This is a genomic window from Afipia sp. MLSD5-FHT05B12 (assembly GCF_058793355.1).
Genome location: NZ_JBXAFS010000011.1, coordinates 23878 through 44544, shown reverse-complemented (window position 1 = coordinate 44544; position 20667 = coordinate 23878). Strand labels below are relative to the sequence as shown.

The following is a 20667-nucleotide window of genomic DNA, read 5'->3' as shown; positions in this document are numbered from 1 at the left end:
TTTGGAAATGTCGGGGCCCCCGATACTGGATGTACGCGGGCTCTGCGTGGGCATCTGGTCGGGCAAGACGGAGCTGAGTGCTGTCGCAGACGTTTCGTTCCGGGCCTATTCAGGCCAGGTCGTGGCGCTCGTAGGCGAAAGCGGCGCGGGCAAGAGCATCACCGCGATGTCGCTCACCCATCTACTGCCAATGCCACCGATCAAGATCACGGCCGGCGAAATACGCCTCTCCGGCCGTGATATGCAGACGCAGTCACCAAAACAGATCAGGGACATCCGAGGCAACGAGGTCGGCATCGTTTTCCAGGAGCCGATGACAGCGCTGAACCCAAGCCTGCGCATCTGGCGCCAGATCGCCGAGCCGCTGGTGCGTCATCGCCGGATGTCCTGGAGCGCCGCCAAAGCGCAGGCGATCTACCTTCTCAAGAAGGTCCGCATCCCGGATGCAGAGACCAAAGCCGAGGCCTATCCTCACCAGCTCAGTGGGGGTATGCGCCAGCGTGTCATGGTTGCTATCGCGATCTCCTGCGAGCCAAGACTCATCATCGCGGACGAGCCGACGACAGCACTCGACGTCACCGTGCAGGCGCAGATTTTGACGCTTCTCACTGACCTTACCCGCGGATTGGGCGGGGCGCTGCTTCTCATCACGCACGATCTCGGCGTCGTGGCGCGCTACGCCGACTGGGTCAACGTGATGTATGCCGGCCGCATCGTCGAGACAGCGGCGGCCGACGACCTCTATCGCGATGGGCGCCATCCTTATACGCACGCCCTCCTCGCCTCCGTGCCCAAGATCGTCGGTCCGATCGCTCATCGGCTCGAGTCGATCGCTGGGCAGCCACCCGCCCCCTCCGACGGAACCGGGGGCTGCGCCTTCGCACCGCGCTGCCCACGTCGGACCGAACGGTGCGACGAACGCCCTCCGCTTAGCGGCGACGAACGCACACGGAACGGCCATCTGTTCGCGTGCTGGAATCCGCTATGAACGACGTAGCAACGAATATTCTCGAGGTCTCGGACCTGTGCGTCGACTATGCAAGCACAACCTCTTTCGGCGTAACGGGCGCCCCCTCCGTTCGAGCTGTCAAGGGCATATCCCTCACACTCCAGCGCGGCGAAACTCTCTCGCTCGTCGGCGAAAGCGGTTGCGGCAAATCCACCACGGCCATGGCCATACTACAACTGACGCCGCCGAGCGGCGGCCGGGTCGTGTTCGACGGACGCGATATCACGGGCTTCAGTCATCGCCAGATGCGACCGCTAAGGCGTGAGATGCAGATCATCTACCAGGATCCGTTCGGGTCGCTAAATCCCCGCATGACAATCGCCGACCTGATCGCCGAACCGATGGCGATTCAGGGCGTCGGCAGATCGGGCCACGAGCGCCGCGCGAAGGCTGCCGAACTCCTAGATACGGTCGGAATGGGTACTCGCTTCCTCGACCGCTATCCGCACCAACTCAGCGGCGGCCAGCGTCAGCGGGTCGCCATCGCGCGCGCCCTGTCACTGCGTCCGAAACTGCTCATCTGTGATGAGCCGGTCTCAGCTCTCGACGTCTCAGTGCAGGCCCAGGTTCTGAACTTGTTTTCCGACCTCAAGGAGCAGTTCGGCTTGTCCTATCTGTTCATCTCGCACGACCTCGGCGTCGTCCGACACATGAGCGATCGGGTCGCAGTGATGTATCTCGGACGCATCGTCGAGATCGCGACGCGCGACGACCTCTACGGCGAACCGCTCCATCCCTACACGCGCATTCTTCTCGATGCGGTAGCGGTGCCGGACCCGCAAATCGAGCGCGCCCGCGATCACGTGCTCCTTCAGGGCGAGGTGCCGAGCGTCGCCACCCCCCCGCCCGGCTGTCCATTTCACCCTCGCTGTCAGTCCGCCATGCCGGTCTGCAGCCGCGAAATTCCGCCGCTGCGGTTGCACGGCAATCGGCAGATCGCCTGCCATCTGTATGATGAGACAGCAGCCAATAAGGCAATCGAAGCCGCGATGGACGGAAATGGCAATCCAAACTAGGACGTCAGAGCGGTCGCTTGTCCGCACCTAGCCCAAGCACCCCTTTAGGACGTCAGGCAACGGGCCGCCCATCGCCCAATCGACCAACTCCACCGTGTGGACGACTGGAATGCGTGTTCCAGCACCAATCTGCGTTATGCAGCCGAGATTTCCACTCGCAATGATTTGCGGTTTGACCTTCTCAATGTTGGTGACCTTTCGTGCGCGCAGTCGATTGGCGATCTCAGGCTGCAGTACGTTGTATGTTCCGGCGGAGCCGCAACATATGTGGCCTTCCGGTACTTCTCTCACTACAAACCCCATTCGCCTCAAAAGTGACTTCGGCTGATCTCTAACCTGCTGTCCATGCTGCATCGAGCATGCCGAATGGTAAGCCACGACCTGGCCGGTAGTCCGAACACCGTCTTGAAGCGGTAATTCATGCAAGAATTCTGTGATGTCCCGCGCTAGAGCCGAGATCCGTACGGCTTTCTGAGCGTAGGCGTTATCGTTGCGAAGTAGGAAGCCATAATCTTTAATGACCGTTCCGCAACCGGACGTCGTAACCACGATGGCGTCGAGGCCGCCGTTCTCGATTTCGCGTGTCCATACATCCACGTTGTGTCGAGCCGCATCCAGCGCCCGACTTTCGTATCCCAAGTGCTGCACGAGAGCTCCGCAGCACCCTTCGTCGATCGGTTGAACTACTTCGATACCGTGACGCGTCAACAACCGGATTGCAGCCTCGTTGATGTTCTGGCCGAGGACCTGCTGGGCACATCCGCTCAGAAGCGCAACCCGACCGCGCGGCCTATCGACGGTCGCGCCCGGTAACCTTCGGGTCGGCCTTCTTCGCTTGAATGACGACGAAAGTTCAATCATCGCGGCGAGTTGCGCGCCGCCGGGAAGATTGGCGAGCCACTTTCTGATCGGCCTGCTCACGGTAGCCACGCGTAAAGCCAACCTAAGTCGGCCCGGAAACGGCAGCACCTTCGCCAACATGCCTCGAAGCAACCGATCAGGCAGAGGACGCGTATAGGTTCGGGCGATATGGGCTCGCGCGTGATCGACCAGGTGCATGTAGTGCACGCCGGACGGACAGGTCGTCATGCAGGAAAGACACGTCAGACATCGATCGATATGCTCGACGACCTGAGGGGTCGCCGGCTTTTCCTCCTCCAACATGTCCTTGATCAGATAGATGCGCCCGCGCGGACTGTCCGCTTCGTCACCAAGAAGCAGATATGTCGGGCATGTCGCAGTACAAAAGCCGCAATGCACACAGGCACGGAGGATTTTTTCTGACTCGCTTACATGTGCATCGGCCAAGGCCGTCAGCGAGAAGTTTGTTTGCATACCAGTCCGCCTCGCCTCAGATACCGGCGTACATCCTGCCGAAATTTAGAACGCGGTCAGGATCGAAAGATTTCTTGATTTCCTGCGTCAACTTGAGCACCGCAGGAGGAAGCGGCTCGAACACATCGATCCTGCGGCGAATCTCCGATGAAGCCCGTACGAGTGTGGCGTGCCCACCGGTATTGACCATAGCTTCCCGAACGACCGACGCTCCCGCATCGTCAGCGCCCACGACCGCGAGCCACACGAGACCACCGCCCCAGTCGTAGAAATACCGCACGCCGAGTTTTCGCCGGATGTCAGCAAGAGCACGCGGCGCTTTGGAGGGGGCCAAGGACAACCGCCAAATGGAACGATCCATTGGCTGAGCCAGCCAGTGCGCGTCGCGGATGCGCAACCAAAAGTTTGCGCTTTCATCCCCTTCGATCAGGTCGGGCAGCCCAAAGGAGCACCAGAGCCTGGCAAGTTCGCGGGATCCGTAGGCTACCGAGCCCTCGGACCCCTCTAGTCGAACGATCGTAGTCGAGTCCGACCCAATACTCGCCGGGATATGCGCCGCCGCCGAGACCGCGAAAGTCGACCCGAGCGCTGCGGTTAGCGCCGAAATCGCTGTCATGTCGTCCAAGCCGCGCAATCCCAGCGATAGGGAACGCGCCGGCTTCGGCAACACCTTGAAGATGGCTTCGCTCAAAACGCCGAGCGTGCCCCACGCACCGCAGGTCAGCTTGACCAAATCGAGCCCGGTGACATTCTTCATCACGCGCCCGCCGGATTTCACGATGTCTCCGCGGCCCGTGACCAAGCGAACGCCGATCAGGCTGTCGCGACAAGCTCCGACCGCGACACGACGCGGACCCGAAACATTCCCGGCGACAATACCTCCGATTGTCGGCTCTGCGCTCGTCCCGAACAACACACGATGATCCATCGGCTCGAACGGAAGCATCTGGTTGTGCTTGGCGAGCATCCGATCGATTTCGGAAACCGGCGTTCCAGGCAAAGCACCGATGACGAGCTCTGTCGGCTCATAAAGTGAAACTCCGCGCATGCGCTCGGTCGTTAGAGGCATAGCGTATCCACCCAGCGGTCGGCCCATCGCCGACTTGGAGCCGGCGCCGCGCACGACGAGAGGCATCTTTGCTGTAGCCGCATCCTTGATGGCAGACGACAGTCCGCACTCGTCGCGCGGCTTATAGCAATCGGTCATCACACTCCCGTCACCCTAACCTTGACATCGAAAATCGAGGGGAAACACCTTATCCGTATTGAGCAGCCATCGCGGATCGAACGCGGCGCGCACCCGAATCTGTTGAGCCAGATCGGCATCGTCAAACTGGCAGCGCATTAGATCACGCTTCTCGATACCGACACCGTGCTCGCCCGTCAGGCACCCACCAACTTCAACGCAGAGCCTGAGAATGTCATCTCCCGCTGCTTCCGCCTTCGACTGCTGCGACGGATCGTTCGCGTTGTAGAGGATGAGCGGATGCATGTTGCCGTCACCGGCATGGAAAACATTCGCGACACGCAATCCGTGTCGCTGTACGATCTTGGAGATCTCCGCCAAAACGTACGACAGCTTGCCGGTCGGCACCGTGCCGTCCATGCACAAATAGTCAGCGACTCGCCCGGTCGCACCGAAAGCCGACTTCCGCCCCTTCCAGATTGCCGCCGTCTCAATTGCCGACCTGCTCTCGCGCACTGTCGTCGCACCATTCGCACGAGCGATGGCGGTGATGTCCGCCAGCGTCGCGTCCATCTCGGCGTCGGACCCTTCGACCTCTACAATCAGAAGGGCCTCGACATCGAGCGGATAGCCGGCCTTGGCGAAGGCCTCGCAGATCTCGATGGCGGCCTTGTCCATGTATTCGATGGCTACGGGAATGATACCGGCGGCAATGACGTCCGCAACCGCCTTGCCCGCTCCCTCGCAAGACGGGAAACCGAACAGAACCGGGCGCGCTCCCTCGGCCGATTTCAGAATTCGGAGGGTCGCTTCGGTCACTATCCCGAGCTGCCCCTCGGAGCCGACGACCAGGCCCAGCAGATCGAGTCCAGCGCTATCGAGATAGTCACCGCCGAGATCGATGATCGATCCATCGATCAGTACCATCCTTACGCCGAGGAGGTTATTGGTCGTGACTCCATACTTCAGGCAATGCGCGCCTCCGGAGTTGTTGGCAATGTTGCCTCCGATCGTGCAGGCAAGTTGAGAGGAAGGGTCTGGCGCATAGAAGAAGCCGTTCTCCGCCACCACCGCCGTTACGCTCAAATTTGTGACTCCCGCTTCGACGCGGATGAAGCGGTCATCGTAGTTGACCGCGAGCACCCGATTCATCTTTGAAAGTCCGAGAACGACGGCGTCTTCACTCGGAATTGCCCCGCCGGCGAGAGACGTACCTGCGCCGCGCGGCACGACCTTGACGCCGGTGTCGTGACAGTATTTCAAAACGGCACTCACCTCTTCGGTCGTCTTCGGTAGGACGACGGCGAGCGGCATCTTGCGATAGGCCGTCAACGCATCTGTCTCATAAGCCCGACACTCGTCCGTCGACGTTATTAGCCCAGCGGGGTCAACAAGGCGGGTTAGATCGTTTATGATTGAATCTCGGCGCGCGAGGATTTCTCGATTTGGTTCGGTGAACCTAATTTTGCTCATCGTATCCTCGTCATCGGATATTTTTCCGATGGGTCAGTCGCGGCCTGATGCAATCGACATAAGCCCGACGCATCCACCATCGAGCTTCTATTGCACTAACGCCACGACCCTCTCAGGGTGGCCCGACCAGCGCCAACCAAGCGTCGGCCGCGATAGCCCTAGCATCATTCCGCCAAGGGCCGGAGGATGAAGCCAGAGTTGCTCCGGATCTCGACCGCTCCGCTTCTCCTCGCGCGGATCCAGCGTGTGTCCCACGTCGTCCGCCTTCGCCGATCTTTCGATGCGACCGATCTCTCGGCTTTCGGCATACGCCATATAGAAAGACGAGCCTTGGCGGGCGTGATACCTGCCGAGCGTCTTGGTGAAGTCCGTCGGCGTGATGACTTCAAATCGGTCGAGGCGATCAGGCGCGAAGAGAGTGAGGACGCCCGTATAGCCAAAGAGCTCCGAGGTAATCGTCACGAAATTCCGTGTATCAAGACGAAAGACTTCGGCGAAGCGCGTTACCGCGGCTGCCTGGTCGGCCGCGAGCAAAGTCACCTCATAAAGGAAATCAATCCCGCCGGTCGGCTCCACCGTACGCGGGGGAGAGATTACGAAATGGACCGGCTTCCCCTCGATTTCGAACCGGAGAAAATCCTGGCCATTTTCGTGCTGATGCTCAACTCCGACCGACGTGGCATGATGCACCAGTGCACGCGGGTCGAGTGAGGTCGCGCCGGCGCCGAATAGATGAGATCGCCCGCGTCTTGCCAGTTCGTCCGCGACAACGCCGTTGCCTTCCGGCTCCAACAACTCAATCTCGCCGGTCCCGGCACGCAATGTCACTCGTTTGGCGCCCAATCCCCGGACCCGATCCGCAGAGACTTGTTCCGCCCCCAATCGGCGACGCCACATCTCCGCGGCACTTTTGGCATCCGGCGTCGCGATCTGAACGCGGTCGATGGTCAACAACACTTCGCTAACTCGCTTTAGGCGTTGGATCTTTGGGCCCTAGAGTCTGGCGCGGCGAAGGACCGTCGCGAGGTTTGACCTGCGCGACGCATGCTCCGCGACGGCGTATCAGCATTGCCGATCGCGCATGCTAACCGTGCATCTGGGTCAGGAACTTAGTGTTGAGATACGCGTCCATCGCTTCTGTACCACCTTCCGAACCGTATCCGGAGTCCTTGATTCCTCCGAAGGGAGTCTCCGGTAAGGCAAGGCCTTGGTGGTTGATCGACACCATTCCACTCTCCACGATCGAGCCGAGCGCGCCGATCGTCGCCGCTGACTTCGTATACGCATATGCAGCAAGGCCATAAGGGAGCCGATTCGCTTCGACCATGGCATCCTCGAATGTCGAGAACGACGCGATTGGCACAACAGGGCCGAATGGCTCCTCGTTCATAATGCGCGAGTCCAGAGGCACGTCCGTCAGAACCGTCGGTTGAAAGAAGAAGCCATCGTTGCGCAGGCGCCTTCCACCTGTCCGGATGCGCGCGCCGCGCTGAACGGCGTCCGAGACCAGCGCGTCCATCGCCTCGACTCGACGGAGATTAGCTAGTGGTCCCATTTGGGTCGCTTCGTCGAGGCCGTCCCCGACGACGAGAGCTTTGGCAGCAGCGGTGAATTGTTCAACGAAGTCGTCGTAGACCCGTTCATGGACCATGAACCGGGTCGGAGAAACACAAACCTGGCCGGCATTCCTGAACTTTGCCGCGGACAGCAATTTTGCCGCTTGTTTGACATCTGCGTCCTCGAAGACTAGCGCAGGCGCATGTCCACCTAGCTCCATCGTAACGCGCTTCATGTGACTTCCAGCGAGAGCCGCAAGCCGCTTCCCGACTGGCGTCGAACCCGTGAACGAAATCTTGCGAATGACAGGGTGGGCAATCAAGTATTCCGATATGTCGGACGGCACACCGAAAACGAGATTGAGGACACCGGAGGGCAAGCCGGCATCGACATAAGCATTGACCAGAGCTGCACAACTTGCCGGCGTTTCTTCGGGTCCCTTCAGAATCACGGAGCACCCGGCCGCCATCGCAGCTGATATCTTTCTGACGGCTTGGTTGATCGGAAAATTCCACGGCGTGAAGGCGGCGACAGGCCCAACTGGCTCGCGGATCACGACCTGCTGTACGGCGCCGGAACGTGACGGAATGGTCCGACCGTAGGATCGACGCGCCTCCTCCGCGAACCAGTCGATGATGTCTGCGCCGAGCAACACCTCCATCTTCGCCTCGCCCAGCGGCTTGCCTTGCTCGAGCGTCATGATACGCGCGATTGAGGCGGCTCGCTCGCGGAGCTTTTCGGCAGCCCCACGCATCAATTTGTATCGCTCGAAGGAAGACGTCCTCCGCCACAATTCGAACCCGCGCACGGCCGATTCAAGTGCGTCGTCGAGATCGGGGATAGACGCGTGCGCAACTGTTCCGATCAATTTTCCCGTCGCCGGATTCAGGATGGGCTCGACCTTTCCGCTCGTTCCATCGCGCCAGGATCCATCGATGAACAACTTTGTATCGGGGTACATCTGCTCGCGACTTGTCACCATTTCCGTCCGTCCGGTCTATAATTCGTTAAACTGAGGTAGCCGCTGACAGCGACTCCTCGGCGCGCTTTTTCAAGTCGTGCTTTCTAATCTTCCCGTTCGGGGCTACCGGAAGTTGCGGCAAGACAATGATCTGCTGCGGCTTCTTGTATGGTGCGAGCTGCCGCTCCACGAGCGCGAGCAGTTCGGCCACTTCGATGGTGCTTCCAGGGGTCGGCTCAACGAAAGCGATGATTTCCTCGTTGCCCTCGATTGATCGCCCGACTACCGCGGAATTGAGAACCGCCGGATGAGAATTGAGGACAGCCTCGATTTCGGGCGGATAGACGTTGAAGCCGGACCTGATAATTAGCTCCTTCGACCGGCCTTGGACCACCAGTTCGCCGCCCGGCGACCGGCTGACGATATCTCCGGTTTTCAAATATCCTTCGCGATCGATCGCCTCCGCGGTCATGTCCGGCTGACCATAATACCCCAACATCACGTTGGGCCCGCGAACGAGCAGTTCGCCCGCTTCGCCATCGGGTACTTCCCGCCCATCAGGTCCGACGATCTTGGTTTCGATTCCCGGGATTGGCGGTCCGATGTTGATTTCGTTGCTTCCCATGGCATACAGCGTCCGACTGATGGTCGGAGACGTCTCGGTCAGCCCGTAACCATTATGAAGCACCACGCCGAACACTCGCTCGACGCTCTGTCGCAGAGACAGATCGAGCGGTGCCGTTCCGGTATAGACATAACGAAGGTTATTGGGCGTGAGCTTGATATTGTTCTGATCGACGTAAGCGATGATCCGCGACAACATCGCAGGGACGGCATTGAAGGCGGTCAACGAACCATTCACGACGGCGTCGATTGCTTGCGTGAGAGAGAACCTCGGCATGATCCGCAGGTGTGCGCCGACAAACAACATACCTTGCAGCAACGTCAACCCGTACGAATGAGAGATCGGCATAACGCAAAGCGTGACGTCCTCGGGAAAGAGCGTGTTGGTTCTTTTGCCCCGGCCCGCCACGTAAGCGAGGTTGCGATGACTGAGCATCACTCCCTTCGGGCGACCGGTAGTCCCCGTCGTGTAGATGAGAACTGCAACCTGACGGGCGGGATCCTCATAGACCTCCTCGGGAACGGCGCTCGCCTCCAACTTACCGACCTTGATCGCTCCAATCCCCGTGAACGCTTCGGCTTCCGCGCCGCGCCGGCACGCCGCAGCATCTGCTTCCGCCGATATTCCATGCGTATAGAATACGCGTCTGGGCTTGCAATCACCCTCAATGGCGTCCAGTTCGTGCGGGCCGAGCCGTGCGCTCGTCATCACTGCCCATGCATCAAGCCGGCTCGCCGCATACATCAGGACGATGGCGCCGATTGAGTTCTCGCCCACCACCATGACCCGATCACCGGGACGGATCCCTAGACGCGCCAAGTCACCTGCAACGGCCTCGATCGTATCGATCAGTCTCCGATAGGACCAAACGATGCCCCGCTCGTCAGTAAGAGCCGGCCGGGATGCTCCTGCTTTGGCCCCCTCATCCACAATGAGGTGGATGCGTCGCGGCAGGCTAGTCAAATAATCCACTTCCATGGTGGGCCCAATCTTCTTCGCCAGAACTTCCGCATCCAGCTCCTCGACTACAAGCGGCTGCGGATGGCGAGGTTAGTCTGTTGCTGGATTTTCACCGATACTGGTAGGACCAGTTTGGTATGATCACAATCGTATTGTCAAGTGCGTTTTGAGCGGCGCCGCATAACGCGCGCGCCAACGGCCTGAATTTGCACAATCGATCGAAATTGAGCTTTCTAAGCCGCCGCGTCGCGCACGTAACGTGCAGTGCGGGTACGCATAGTCACCAGTTCCTCGGCGGAGGTCGGGTGCAGCGCCATAGTGGCGTCGAAGTCCGCCTTGGTAGCCTTCATCTTTACGGCAATGGCGATGACCTGAACCAATTCGGCCGCGTCCGATCCAACGATATGGCAACCCACGACGCGGTCGCTCCCCGCGTCAACCACCAGTTTCATCAACACCCGCGACTCGCTGCCGGACAGCGTCGCCTTCAACGGGCGGAACGCCGCCTTGTAGACATCAACGATAGCGAACTGCGCCCGCGCCTGCGCCTCGGTGAGGCCCACGGTGCCGACCTGGGGCTGCGTGAACACGGCGGTCGGAATATCGATGTGATCGACCTTGACCGCCCGCTTGCCGAAAACCGTATCGGCGAAAGCGTGGCCCTCACGGATCGCTACCGGCGTCAGATTGAAGCGATGGGTGACGTCGCCGACCGCATAGATATGTGGCACCGAGCTCTGCGAGGCTTCGTTGACGACGATGCCTCCGTTATCCGGGTTGATGGCGACGCCGGCTTTCTCCAGCCCGAGATTTGCGACGGCGGGGTGACGGCCGATGGCGAACATCACCTTGTCGGACGCGATGCTGGAGCCATTCGACAGGTGCGACGTGTACCAATCGTCGTGCTTCTCAATCCCGTCGACCGTGCAACCGGTCAGGATGGTAATGCCGTTCTTCTCCATCTCATCGCGGACATGGGCGCGGACGTCGTCGTCGAAGCCACGCAGGATGTTGTCGCCGCGATAGACCACAGTCACGAGGGAACCCAGGCCCGAGAAGATGCACGCAAACTCCAGCGCGATATAGCCACCGCCCTGGATCAGGATACGCTTCGGCAATTCGGGTAGATGAAATGCTTCGTTCGATGAGATGACATGCTCGATGCCGGGAATGGCCTTGCCGTGGTTCGGTGCGCCGCCCGTGGCGATCAGGATATACTTCGAGCGCACCCTCCTGCCGCCGTCGAGCACCAGCGTATGCGGGTCCTCGAACACGGCGCGCGACTTGATCACCTGCACGCCAGATTTCTCCACGTTGGTGGTGTAGGCCGCTTCCAGCCGGGCGATCTCCTTGTCTTTGTTGGCGATCAGGGTGGCCCAGTCGAACGTCGCCGGCGGAACGGTCCAGCCGAAGCCCGCGGCATCCGCGATGTCGTGGCTGAAATGCGAGGCGTAGGCGAATAGCTTCTTCGGTACGCACCCGCGAATGACGCAAGTGCCGCCCATCCGATATTCCTCGGCGATCATGACGCGGGCGCCATGGCCAGCGGCGATCCGCGCGGCGCGCACGCCGCCCGAGCCGCCACCTATGACAAACAGATCCGTCTCAAAGCTATCCATGCTGGGAAATCAATTCTTTAGGTGGATTTGGCGCGTTTCAGATGCTTCAATTTCCTCAACCTGATATCTACTGAAGCAGGGCGGATTCGACCGAGATCCTCAAGGTTCCTCCAAAGTACTGGTCGACCAATTTGGTCGGCCATGATTAGCTACCGAGGAAATCGAAATCAAGTGGTCGGCAGGACCAGGCAGGATATTTTAGATGACTGAGCGAAATCGAACCGACAAGCTTGAGGCTCCTTCGAACGCCATCGGAAAGATCCTTTCCTTCATCCGTGAGCGCCGCTATCAGCCCTCCGAACGGTTGCCATCAGAACGCGACTTTGCGGAAAAGTTCGACACCAGTCGCGGCGCGGTTCGAGAGGCTCTGGCCGCACTTGAAACCATGCGAGTGATAGAACGGCGCCCAAATTCTGGAATCTATCTGCGAAAGATCGAAGAGAGCAGCATCGATGCTCTAGTGCTTTATGCTGAATCCGGAGTTCCATTCGAGGCCAAGGAAATCGCCGACGTCATGGAGGTCCGGCGCATGCTCGAAGGGCAGGCGGTCAGGTTGGCCTGCACACGCAGGACCGCGGACAACATTCGCGAGATCACCGCCATACTTGAAGAGACCAACAAGCGCCTATCCAAAAAGCAAAGCATAGAGCGCGAGGACGAGGCGTTCCATCTTGCGATTTTTGCTGCAACCAAGAACGACATTTTGCTGCGCGTGGCGAGATCGTTCTACGAACTGTCCAGGCATCGACGGAAGGTCTACTTTGCCGACCAAAATCGAGGTCGACAATCTTATGAGGACCATTGCACCATCTTGGAAGCGATCGAAGAGCGGCGGGTAGGCCTAGCCGAACAACAGATGAACGCTCACCTCTCGCGAACAGTGGAGGCATGGCAATCGCTTCTAGGGGAAACCAAAGTCACAAAACGTTAGTCTTGCCGGGCACCCCGTCCGCCATCTCTACGCGAAATACCCACGGTCTAGCGCGAAGCACGAGGACGTGCTTCGCTCGAACAGTGCCTAACCTTTGAGCGCACCCGCCGTCAGCCCTGCGACGAAATATCGATAGCAGAACATAAAGATAACGAACAACGGCAGAGCAATAAGGGTTGCGCCGGCGAGTATCTCACCCCAACGCAGATCTTGCGCGCCAAGCATTGATGCCAAGCCCACGGGCAATGTCTTGCGATCATCACTCATGATGAGGATGAGCGCGAATACGTAGTCCGCCCAGGACAGCAAAAACGAGAAGATGCCGACCGTAATCAAGCCGGGGGCCGAAAGCGGAAGGACCACCTTGATGAAGGCGCCGAATTGGGAACAGCCGTCCACCATTGCCGCTTCCTCCAGATCGAACGGCATCGATTTGAAAAAGCCCCATAGCAGCCACACCGCCAGCGGCAGCGAAATCGCCAGGTGAGCGATTAGCAGGCCCCACAAGCTATCGGCTAAGCCAGCTATTCGGAACAAGGCGGACATCGGAATAACCAACATCAATGGCGGAAACATGTAGGCGAACAGCATGGACGCGACCAACGTCGTTTTGCCCCGAAACCGTAAACGCGTCGCTCCATAAGCAATGAATGATGACAGCGTCGTCGCCACGGCAATCGTAGCCATAGCCATCATGACGCTATTAACGAAATTCGCCGGATAGTTCGTAAGCTGCAAGAGTGACTTGTAAGAGCTTAGATCGGGTGGCCAGAAAACCAAGGATGAATCCAGAAATAGCTTTTCGGGCGACCTCAGACTGGAGAGGATCATCCAGTAGATCGGGAAGAAGGAATAGATGCAGATTAGCGCAACCGCGGCATACAAACCGACGCGGCCGGCAATCTGCTTCAGCGACTTGCCGTAATACCGCGTCGTTTTCCCGTGCGAGACTGAAGGTGTGGAGTCTGAGATTTCTCTTCCTGAGCCGCTAGAGCTATGCAACATCCGCACCGCTCGTGAACCAACGACGACAGCGGCAGCAGAGCGGGCTTGATTTTGAGTCGACATCGTCATCGTCCCTGCTTGGCCTCGTCGATCGGAAAAACCCTGAGGTAAATCAAGATAATGCTCGCCAACATCAAGAACGAGATGGTGGCGACAGCGGCCCCCCCTCCCAAGTCGAACTCGAGAAACGCTTTTCGGTAGGCCAACGTGGGAAGCGTCTCGGTTTCGTTGAGCGGTCCGCCCTTCGTTAGAAGCCAGATCACGTCGAACTTGTTGAACATCCAGATCCCTCTCAGGAGGATGACCACGATCAACACTGACCTCAATCCTGGCAGCGTGACATGCCAGAATTGCTTCATAACCCCTGCTCCATCGACCCGGGCCGCTTCATACAGTTGAGCCGGAATGGATTGAAGGCCGGCAAGAACACAGGTCACGACAAACGGCGTCCAGATCCAAACGCTAACAAGGACAATAGTCGCCTTCGCGCTCGTTGAATTACCTCCCCAATCGAACATCCCATATCCGAATGACGCGAAGACACTCTTGAGAAGGCCGTAGTTGGGATCAAGAATCCACTGCGTGATGAGGCAGGCGACGACCGTCGGAAGAAAATACGGCACGATTGACAGCGCCCGCACGACAGTCTGCCCCACAAACTGCCTATTGAGGACGAGCGCAATGGTGACGCCGAGAACGACTTGCAGCACGATCGCCGAGATGGCGATCGTGACACCGTTTAACAGCGAGCCCCAGAACAGCGGCTCACTAAGAACCTTCACGTAATTGCCAAGTCCCACCCACTGCGGCGGGTCGATGAACGACGCCGCTGTGTAGAAGGAGAGCTTTATCGAATAGAGGAGAGGTCCGCCAACAATTGTACCGAGTACCAGTACACCCCCGATGAACAAACCGATGATTCGCCAGTCCTGTCGCATAGCCTCGGGCCTCTATTCACCAGTTCCGATGCTCAGCCAATTTTTCGGATTCGATCGGCGGCGGCTTTCACGCAGTCGCTTGACGACATGTTCTTAAGAACCCGATTTTGCAGCATCTCCGGCATAATGTTCGCATCAAAGACCTTGCACGGTCGCAGATCAAACGACGGACCCGTCATATCTATTGAGTTAAGAACCGTCTTGCTGTCTTCATCAATGAACGACTTCATCTGCTCCATCGTCGCCCAATGCTTCTGAATCATCGGATGATTTTTCCACCGTGGATCTTCGTAAATGTCCAATCGCGCCGGTTGGAAATTCATCCAGGCGGAGTGCAGCCAGCGAATATAGTGCGCGTCAATAAACCATTGTAGAAACTTAAAGGCCGCCTCAGTCTGCTTAGTCTTGTAAAGAATAAAGCCATCGAAGGCGAAGGACAGTGCGTTCTGCTTACCAGCACTGTCTGGAGAAGCGAAAATACCATACTTGTTTGCGAGGTCCGGATTGCGAGCTTCCAGCGCCTCGACTACGCGGCCCGAATAGACGGTATGCGCAACCTTTCCCGTCGCGAAAAGACTCATCAGCTCAGCATAGCTGACCGTGTTCATGCCAGCCGGCATCGTTTTATAAAGATCGGCATATAGATCGAGAAAACGGCCGGTCGGTCCGGCATTCCCCGGCGCATCGAGAACGACGTTCCACTTGTCGTCATAAAACTTCGGCGCGTCTGCAAACAAGTTGCCGAAGCTCGCCCAGTTGGTGGCACTGTCACTCGCGAGCGGTATGACGCACCCCCCTCGCTCTATGTTGCCATCCTTCGCGACAGTCAGCGCCCGGCAATTCTCAAGGAACTCGGCCCATGTGTTGGGAACCTTCAGGCCCTTCTCCTGATACAGATCTTTTCTGTAGAAAACCGTCACCAAATTGTAGTCATAGGGATAGAACCAATTTTCTCCCTTATATGACCAGGTTCCCTGCTTCCCCCACGAATATTTTTTGACAAGATCCGTCAACGGCACGATGTGACCCGCCATCGCGTATTGCAAGATGTGCGCAATGTATCCCGCCGTGGCGATATCGTAAGGAGCGCCAGCATTGATGGCCGCCATCGACTTCGCATAACCACCACTAATCGGCGTCGAGTCGACGACGATTTTTACGCCGAACTTGCTCTCGTATTCATTGCACGCATCGCGCAAGGCCGATTGGCTCGCAGCAGTCGTTTCAGCGTTCAAAATGCGAAGCGTTACCCCGGACTGTGCGTTGACATAGGGCGCGGAAAGTGAGCCCGCGATGCCAGCCGCTGCACCAGCCGTCGTTTTGAGAAAACGCCGCCGATCGATGTCGCTCACGTTAGCCTTGGAACTCGGCGCGCCTAAGCTGAGCTTGTCCATGAAGTTCTCTCCCGTTGCCATTTTCGCCTTTCGTCGAGGTCCGCCTCAGTGTCTTGCCGCTCTCGCGCGAGAACAGGTGCAACTTCTCTTGAGACAAATTCACAAAAATTCGGTCGCCCGCCCTCAGCGCATCGTCCCGAGCAAATACCGCGCGGATTTTGTTGCCATCGATCTTACCCAGCACATAGGTTTGCGCGCCGATTTGCTCGACCAAGCCGACTACCAGCTCAAAAGCCGTGGAGGTTTCCGCGCGCTCGATGTGCTCGGGCCTAATGCCAAGCGTGACATCCCTTTCCGCTTCGGAGAATGACTGGGCAGGCAAGTTGACGCTCAAACCGCCGGAGCGCATTACGAGCGCGCCCCCGTCGCGCATCAACCCGCCATCAATCAGGTTCATCTCTGGAGACCCGATGAAAGTCGCCACGAAGGCGTTCGCGGGCCGATCATAAAGGTCAAGCGGACTGCCCGCCTGTTGGATGAATCCGTCACGCATGATCACGATACGATCGCCGAGCGTCATGGCCTCGACCTGATCGTGGGTAACAAATATCATCGTCGCGCCCAATCGGGCGTGTAGCGTCGCAATCTCTTCTCGCGTCCGGACCCGCAGCTTCGCATCAAGGTTCGAGAGGGGTTCGTCGAGGAGGAATACGTCGGGATCTCTGACTAACGCGCGACCAAGCGCTACGCGCTGCATCTGACCACCCGACAATTGGCGTGGCTTGCGCTCCAGCAGGGCCTCCAATCCGAGACTTGATGCCGCGCTGCGCACCCGACGATCGATCTCCTGCTGTGGCGTCCTACGGACCCGAAGGCCGAAGGCCATGTTTTCGAAGACCGTCTTCTGTGGATAGAGAGCGTAGTTCTGAAAAACCATCGCAATGTTGCGATCTTTCGGCGGAAGCGCGGTGACGTCCCTTCCGTCGATCAGAATCTTGCCGAATGTGACGTCATCTAGACCGGCGAGCATTCGCAACGTCGTGGACTTGCCGCAGCCGGACGGGCCGACGAACACGACCAGTTCGCCATCGGCAATATCCAACGAAAAGTCCTGAACGGCCCATGGCCCTCGATCTCCTCCAAAGGATTTCGCGACATTCTGGAGAGTTACTCGCGCCATACAGCCAGACCTTCACGTTCTTCCCGGTATTTTCATTAATTGGTTAAACCAATTTGGCAGGACCGTATGTCGCGTGATGCGCGGTGTCAAGCAGCATTTGGTTTGACCAATCTGGTCGCTCCACATATAGTTAGTGCGGCCTCGCACGGCGCGCGGCTATTTGACCCGCAGACTTCAAGGAAGCGTGATGGCTGGACCGTTGGCAGGTTATCGAGTGCTGGATCTTTCGAGAATCCTCGCGGGGCCTTGGTTAGCGCAGTTGCTGTCTGATCTAGGAGCCGAGGTTTGGAAGATCGAACGCCCTGGCACCGGCGACGATACGCGGCAGTGGGGCCCGCCCTTTCTGCGGAAAGACGGTGGAATTGATACGACCGAAAGCGCGTATTTCCTGAGCGCCAATCGCGGCAAGCATTCGATATGCGTCGATATATCGACTGACGAGGGTAGCGCCATTGTGCGCGCACTTGCCCAGCAAGCCGATCTCGTGATCGAGAACTACAAGGTCGGCGACATGGCGCGTTACGGCCTCGACTACGAGGCGCTTAAAAGGGTCAAGCCTGACATCATTTACTGTTCCATCACCGGCTATGGCCAGACCGGCCCGATGAAGGACGTCGCAGGATACGATATGGCCATTCAGGCCATCGGCGGCCTGATGAGCATTACCGGAGAGAGTGATGACAAGCCAGGCGGGGGTCCGCAGAAGGTCGGGGTTCCGATCGTCGATATTCTCACTGGCATGTATAGCGCCGCCGGCGTCATCTCCGCATTACTGCATCGCGAACGCACCGGAGAAGGACAGCATATCGACATGGCACTGCTGGACGTCCAGGTCGCGGTTCTCGCCAACCAAAATTTGAATTTCCTCACGACCGGCACGCCGCCGAAACGGTTCGGCAACGCGCATCCAAACATCGTTCCATATCAGGTCTTCAGAACCAGCGACGGTTCCTTCGTGCTCGCCGTTGGTAATGATCAGCAATTCCGGAAGTTCTGTGCAGCTACTGGTTTAAGCGGCCTGGCAACCGATAGCCGTTTCGTCACTAACACCGACCGGCTTAAGAATCGTGATCAACTCATCCCCCTACTCGATGCGCATCTGATACAGCAGACGACCCAGCATTGGATTTCCATTCTGGAGCCCGTGGGCGTGCCTTGCGCACCGATCAACCGGCTGGATCAGGTGTTCGCTCACCCTCAGGTTATCCATCGGGAGATGCAGGTCAATCTTCCTCATTCTTCCGGAACAACAGCCCCTCTCGTCGCCAATCCGATAAAGTTTTCCGGAACGAAGATCGAATATGCCAAAGGACCGCCGCGGCGAGGCGAGGATACTGCAAACATCCTCAAGTCGATACTGAAGTACGACTCGGCGGCCATCCAAGATCTAAGTGAGCGACGGATCATCGATATCGGACGTCCCGAAGTCGGCTAGGGGCCAAGAGCCCATATCACTCGTCGAATCGTCTCTTGGTCCGGCTGGATGGCAGGTTTGGCAGGAGCGAGCAGCAAAACGGCGAGCCCTGCGCCGAGGAGCAGGAACGCGGCCACGATCCTCCGGTATTGAAACATGAGACGAGCTCTCCGTTGACTACCAGGCCTTCGTCGCTATAATTGGATCGACCTGATTGGTAGGACCAATTATAGTTTGGCGATGGCTTTTGCAAGTCGGGAAGGCCTGACCTTGGCGAAACTGGTCGCAAAAACGAACCGATCGTCGGCTTTTGAAATAGGGGACGGAGGATGAAGCTCTCGAAATACGATTATATCGTTGTCGGCGCAGGATCGGCAGGATGCGTGCTCGCCGCTCGATTGAGCGAAGATCCCAACGTCAAGGTGTTGCTGCTCGAGGCCGGACGTCCCTCTTCTTCAATCTTCGTTCACATGCCGGCGGGCATTCGCGTGCTCTACACGAGTCCGAAGCATAACTGGCAATTTTGGACCGAACCGCAGACCGAACTCAACAATCGCAAGATCTATATTCCCCGTGGCAAGGTGGTGGGAGGGTCGTCCGCCATCAACTCCATGATTGCGATCCGGGGAAATCCTCAGGATTACGACTCATGGGAAGCGCAAGGCTGTCGTGGGTGGGGGTACGAAAACCTCCGCCCCTACCTTAGAAAAATCGAGGACGCCGCCCAGGTAACGTCCCAGCCCGATCAGGACCGAGGTTATTCGGGTCCGATCCGACTTTCTTATGGCGTGTTGCAGCATCCAATCTCGAAGGCATTTATTGAGAGCGCCAAGTCGGCAGGCCTCCCCGAGAACAACGGCTTCAATGGTCCGTCTCAGATGGGCGCAGGCTTCTACGAACTTACGATTTCAGACGGCAAGCGTTCAGGTGCTTTCAAGTTTCTCGACCAGGGGAAAGGACGAAGCAATCTGACCATCATGGCCAACACTCAGGTTCGGCGCCTCGCGGTCGAAGGCACGCGCGTTCGGGGTGTTGTCATTGACCACAACGGGCGTGAGGTCACCGTTTCGGCCGAACGAGAAGTCTTGCTGACTTCCGGGGCCATTGGTTCGCCGCAATTACTGATGCTGTCAGGAATTGGACCGGCCGATCACCTCCGTTCACTCGGCATCAAGCCGGTGCTCGATTCCGCCGGCGTTGGAAGCAATCTGCAAGATCATTTGGATTGCGCAATTCGATTGGAGGCGTCGCAGCCGATCACACTGACGCCGTACATCGGATTGTTCAGAGGTGCCTTGGCCGGCGCACAATATATGCTCCGAGGCACGGGGCCCGGCACCTCACAGGGGGTCGAAGCCGGAGCCTTCTGGGGGCCCGATAAAACCTCATCGTGGCCTGAGTGGCAGGCTCATCTCATCGTCGCGCTGCGAAACCCGCCGCAGGGCGAGCGCGTCCCGCACGGCTTTGCCATTCGCGTATGCCAGCTTCGTCCGAAGAGTCGTGGAACGCTGCGCCTGCGGTCGGCCGATCCCTTCGTCGCGCCGGCGATCGACCCCCGCTTTCTATCCGATGAAAGTGATTTCGTCAGCATGCAAGAAGGCGTTCGGCAGATGTGCGAGATCATCGATCAGCCGGCGCTCCGAAAACACATTAAGCGCAAACTCGATATCGATCCGTTTACCAGCACGGAATCCCGCAAAAAGTGGATACGAGCCCGCGCAGAAACGATCTACCACCCGGTCGGAACATGTCGCATGGGTGAGGATCGCGACGCCGTGGTCGATAGCAAGCTTCGGGTTCGGGGCATCGACAATCTACGCGTTATCGACGGTTCACTTATGCCGACCGTGATCAGCGGAAACACCAATCTGCCGATCATGGCTATGGCGGAGAAAGCTGCAGAGTTGATTGCCGGGAAGTGACCCAATGTTCTCTCCCTCAATGGCAGGAACAATCTGAAACCCTGCCTTTCATCGCACAGGCCATCGCTTGATTTCCCGTGGTCCCGCTCGTTGTCGGCGGTCTGACGCGAAGGTGTCAGTAAATGGCAGCAAGCGCCTGAGGGCGTCCTCCCTAGACTGCCCGGGGTCCGATGACGGGTCCCGGGCTTCTTTTATGGATTTG

At 58.3% G+C, this 20667-nt stretch carries 16 protein-coding genes; 5 read left to right on the top strand and 11 right to left on the bottom strand.

The window, feature by feature from the left end; genetic code table 11:
• Positions 1–46 precede the first annotated feature (46 nt).
• Both AC1Q6J_RS15175 and AC1Q6J_RS15170 read left to right on the top strand, forming a co-directional pair.
• Positions 47–988, top strand: a complete 942-nt coding sequence (locus AC1Q6J_RS15175; protein WP_237863167.1) for an ABC transporter ATP-binding protein — start codon at positions 47–49, stop codon at positions 986–988.
• Positions 985–2025, top strand: a complete 1041-nt coding sequence (locus AC1Q6J_RS15170) for an ABC transporter ATP-binding protein (protein WP_006018757.1) — start codon at positions 985–987, stop codon at positions 2023–2025. Before AC1Q6J_RS15175 ends, AC1Q6J_RS15170 begins: the two co-directional genes overlap by 4 nt.
• Before the next feature lie 27 nt (positions 2026–2052).
• Here the strand turns inward: AC1Q6J_RS15170 and glcF are convergent, their stop codons facing one another.
• The 7 genes from glcF to gor all read right to left on the bottom strand — a co-directional run bounded on the left by glcF (position 2053) and on the right by gor (position 11741).
• A complete protein-coding gene (gene glcF / locus AC1Q6J_RS15165) occupies positions 2053–3360 on the bottom strand; it encodes a glycolate oxidase subunit GlcF (RefSeq protein ID WP_006018756.1) in 1308 nt (435 codons plus the stop codon).
• 16 nt (positions 3361–3376) lie between these two features.
• On the bottom strand, positions 3377–4567 hold the full coding sequence (gene glcE / locus AC1Q6J_RS15160) for a glycolate oxidase subunit GlcE (protein ID WP_006018755.1): 1191 nt from the start codon (positions 4565–4567) through the stop codon (positions 3377–3379).
• A 15-nt stretch (positions 4568–4582) separates the two neighbouring features.
• Positions 4583–6019, bottom strand: a complete 1437-nt coding sequence (locus AC1Q6J_RS15155) for an FAD-linked oxidase C-terminal domain-containing protein (protein ID WP_006018754.1) — start codon at positions 6017–6019, stop codon at positions 4583–4585.
• A gap of 87 nt (positions 6020–6106) precedes the next feature.
• Positions 6107–6976 carry a VOC family protein gene (locus AC1Q6J_RS15150; RefSeq protein WP_006018753.1) on the bottom strand — a complete coding sequence of 290 codons (870 nt, stop codon included), beginning with the start codon at positions 6974–6976 and terminating at the stop codon, positions 6107–6109.
• Between the two features lie 127 nt (positions 6977–7103).
• Entirely contained in the window at positions 7104–8558 is a 1455-nt protein-coding gene (locus tag AC1Q6J_RS15145; protein ID WP_006018752.1) for an NAD-dependent succinate-semialdehyde dehydrogenase, read from the bottom strand.
• 25 nt (positions 8559–8583) lie between these two features.
• On the bottom strand, positions 8584–10140 hold the full coding sequence (locus AC1Q6J_RS15140; protein WP_006018751.1) for a class I adenylate-forming enzyme family protein: 1557 nt from the start codon (positions 10138–10140) through the stop codon (positions 8584–8586).
• Positions 10141–10355: 215 nt separating this feature from the next.
• Complete coding sequence (gene gor / locus AC1Q6J_RS15135; RefSeq protein ID WP_006018750.1) at positions 10356–11741, bottom strand: glutathione-disulfide reductase; 1386 nt, start codon at positions 11739–11741, stop codon at positions 10356–10358.
• A 202-nt stretch (positions 11742–11943) separates the two neighbouring features.
• On the opposite strand from gor, the gene AC1Q6J_RS15130 reads away from it, so the two are divergent.
• Entirely contained in the window at positions 11944–12672 is a 729-nt protein-coding gene (locus AC1Q6J_RS15130; protein ID WP_006018749.1) for a FadR/GntR family transcriptional regulator, read from the top strand.
• A gap of 87 nt (positions 12673–12759) precedes the next feature.
• On the opposite strand, the gene AC1Q6J_RS15125 is transcribed toward AC1Q6J_RS15130, so the two are convergent.
• The 4 genes from AC1Q6J_RS15125 to AC1Q6J_RS15110 are packed head-to-tail and all read right to left on the bottom strand — an operon-like array spanning position 12760 to position 17129.
• On the bottom strand, positions 12760–13746 hold the full coding sequence (locus tag AC1Q6J_RS15125; RefSeq protein ID WP_013500408.1) for a carbohydrate ABC transporter permease: 987 nt from the start codon (positions 13744–13746) through the stop codon (positions 12760–12762).
• On the bottom strand, positions 13743–14615 hold the full coding sequence (locus tag AC1Q6J_RS15120) for a carbohydrate ABC transporter permease (protein WP_006018747.1): 873 nt from the start codon (positions 14613–14615) through the stop codon (positions 13743–13745). The genes AC1Q6J_RS15125 and AC1Q6J_RS15120 overlap by 4 nt, the downstream gene beginning before the upstream one ends.
• Before the next feature lie 32 nt (positions 14616–14647).
• A complete protein-coding gene (locus AC1Q6J_RS15115; protein WP_006018746.1) occupies positions 14648–16009 on the bottom strand; it encodes an ABC transporter substrate-binding protein in 1362 nt (453 codons plus the stop codon).
• Positions 15969–17129 carry an ABC transporter ATP-binding protein gene (locus tag AC1Q6J_RS15110; protein WP_006018745.1) on the bottom strand — a complete coding sequence of 387 codons (1161 nt, stop codon included), beginning with the start codon at positions 17127–17129 and terminating at the stop codon, positions 15969–15971. Before AC1Q6J_RS15110 ends, AC1Q6J_RS15115 begins: the two co-directional genes overlap by 41 nt.
• Positions 17130–17316: 187 nt before the next feature.
• On the opposite strand from AC1Q6J_RS15110, the gene AC1Q6J_RS15105 reads away from it, so the two are divergent.
• The gene (locus AC1Q6J_RS15105; protein WP_006018744.1) at positions 17317–18564 is read left to right on the top strand and encodes a CaiB/BaiF CoA transferase family protein; all 1248 of its coding nucleotides are present in this window, start codon (positions 17317–17319) and stop codon (positions 18562–18564) included.
• A 308-nt stretch (positions 18565–18872) separates the two neighbouring features.
• Entirely contained in the window at positions 18873–20465 is a 1593-nt protein-coding gene (locus AC1Q6J_RS15100; RefSeq protein WP_006018742.1) for a GMC family oxidoreductase, read from the top strand.
• Positions 20466–20667: the final 202 nt, after the last annotated feature.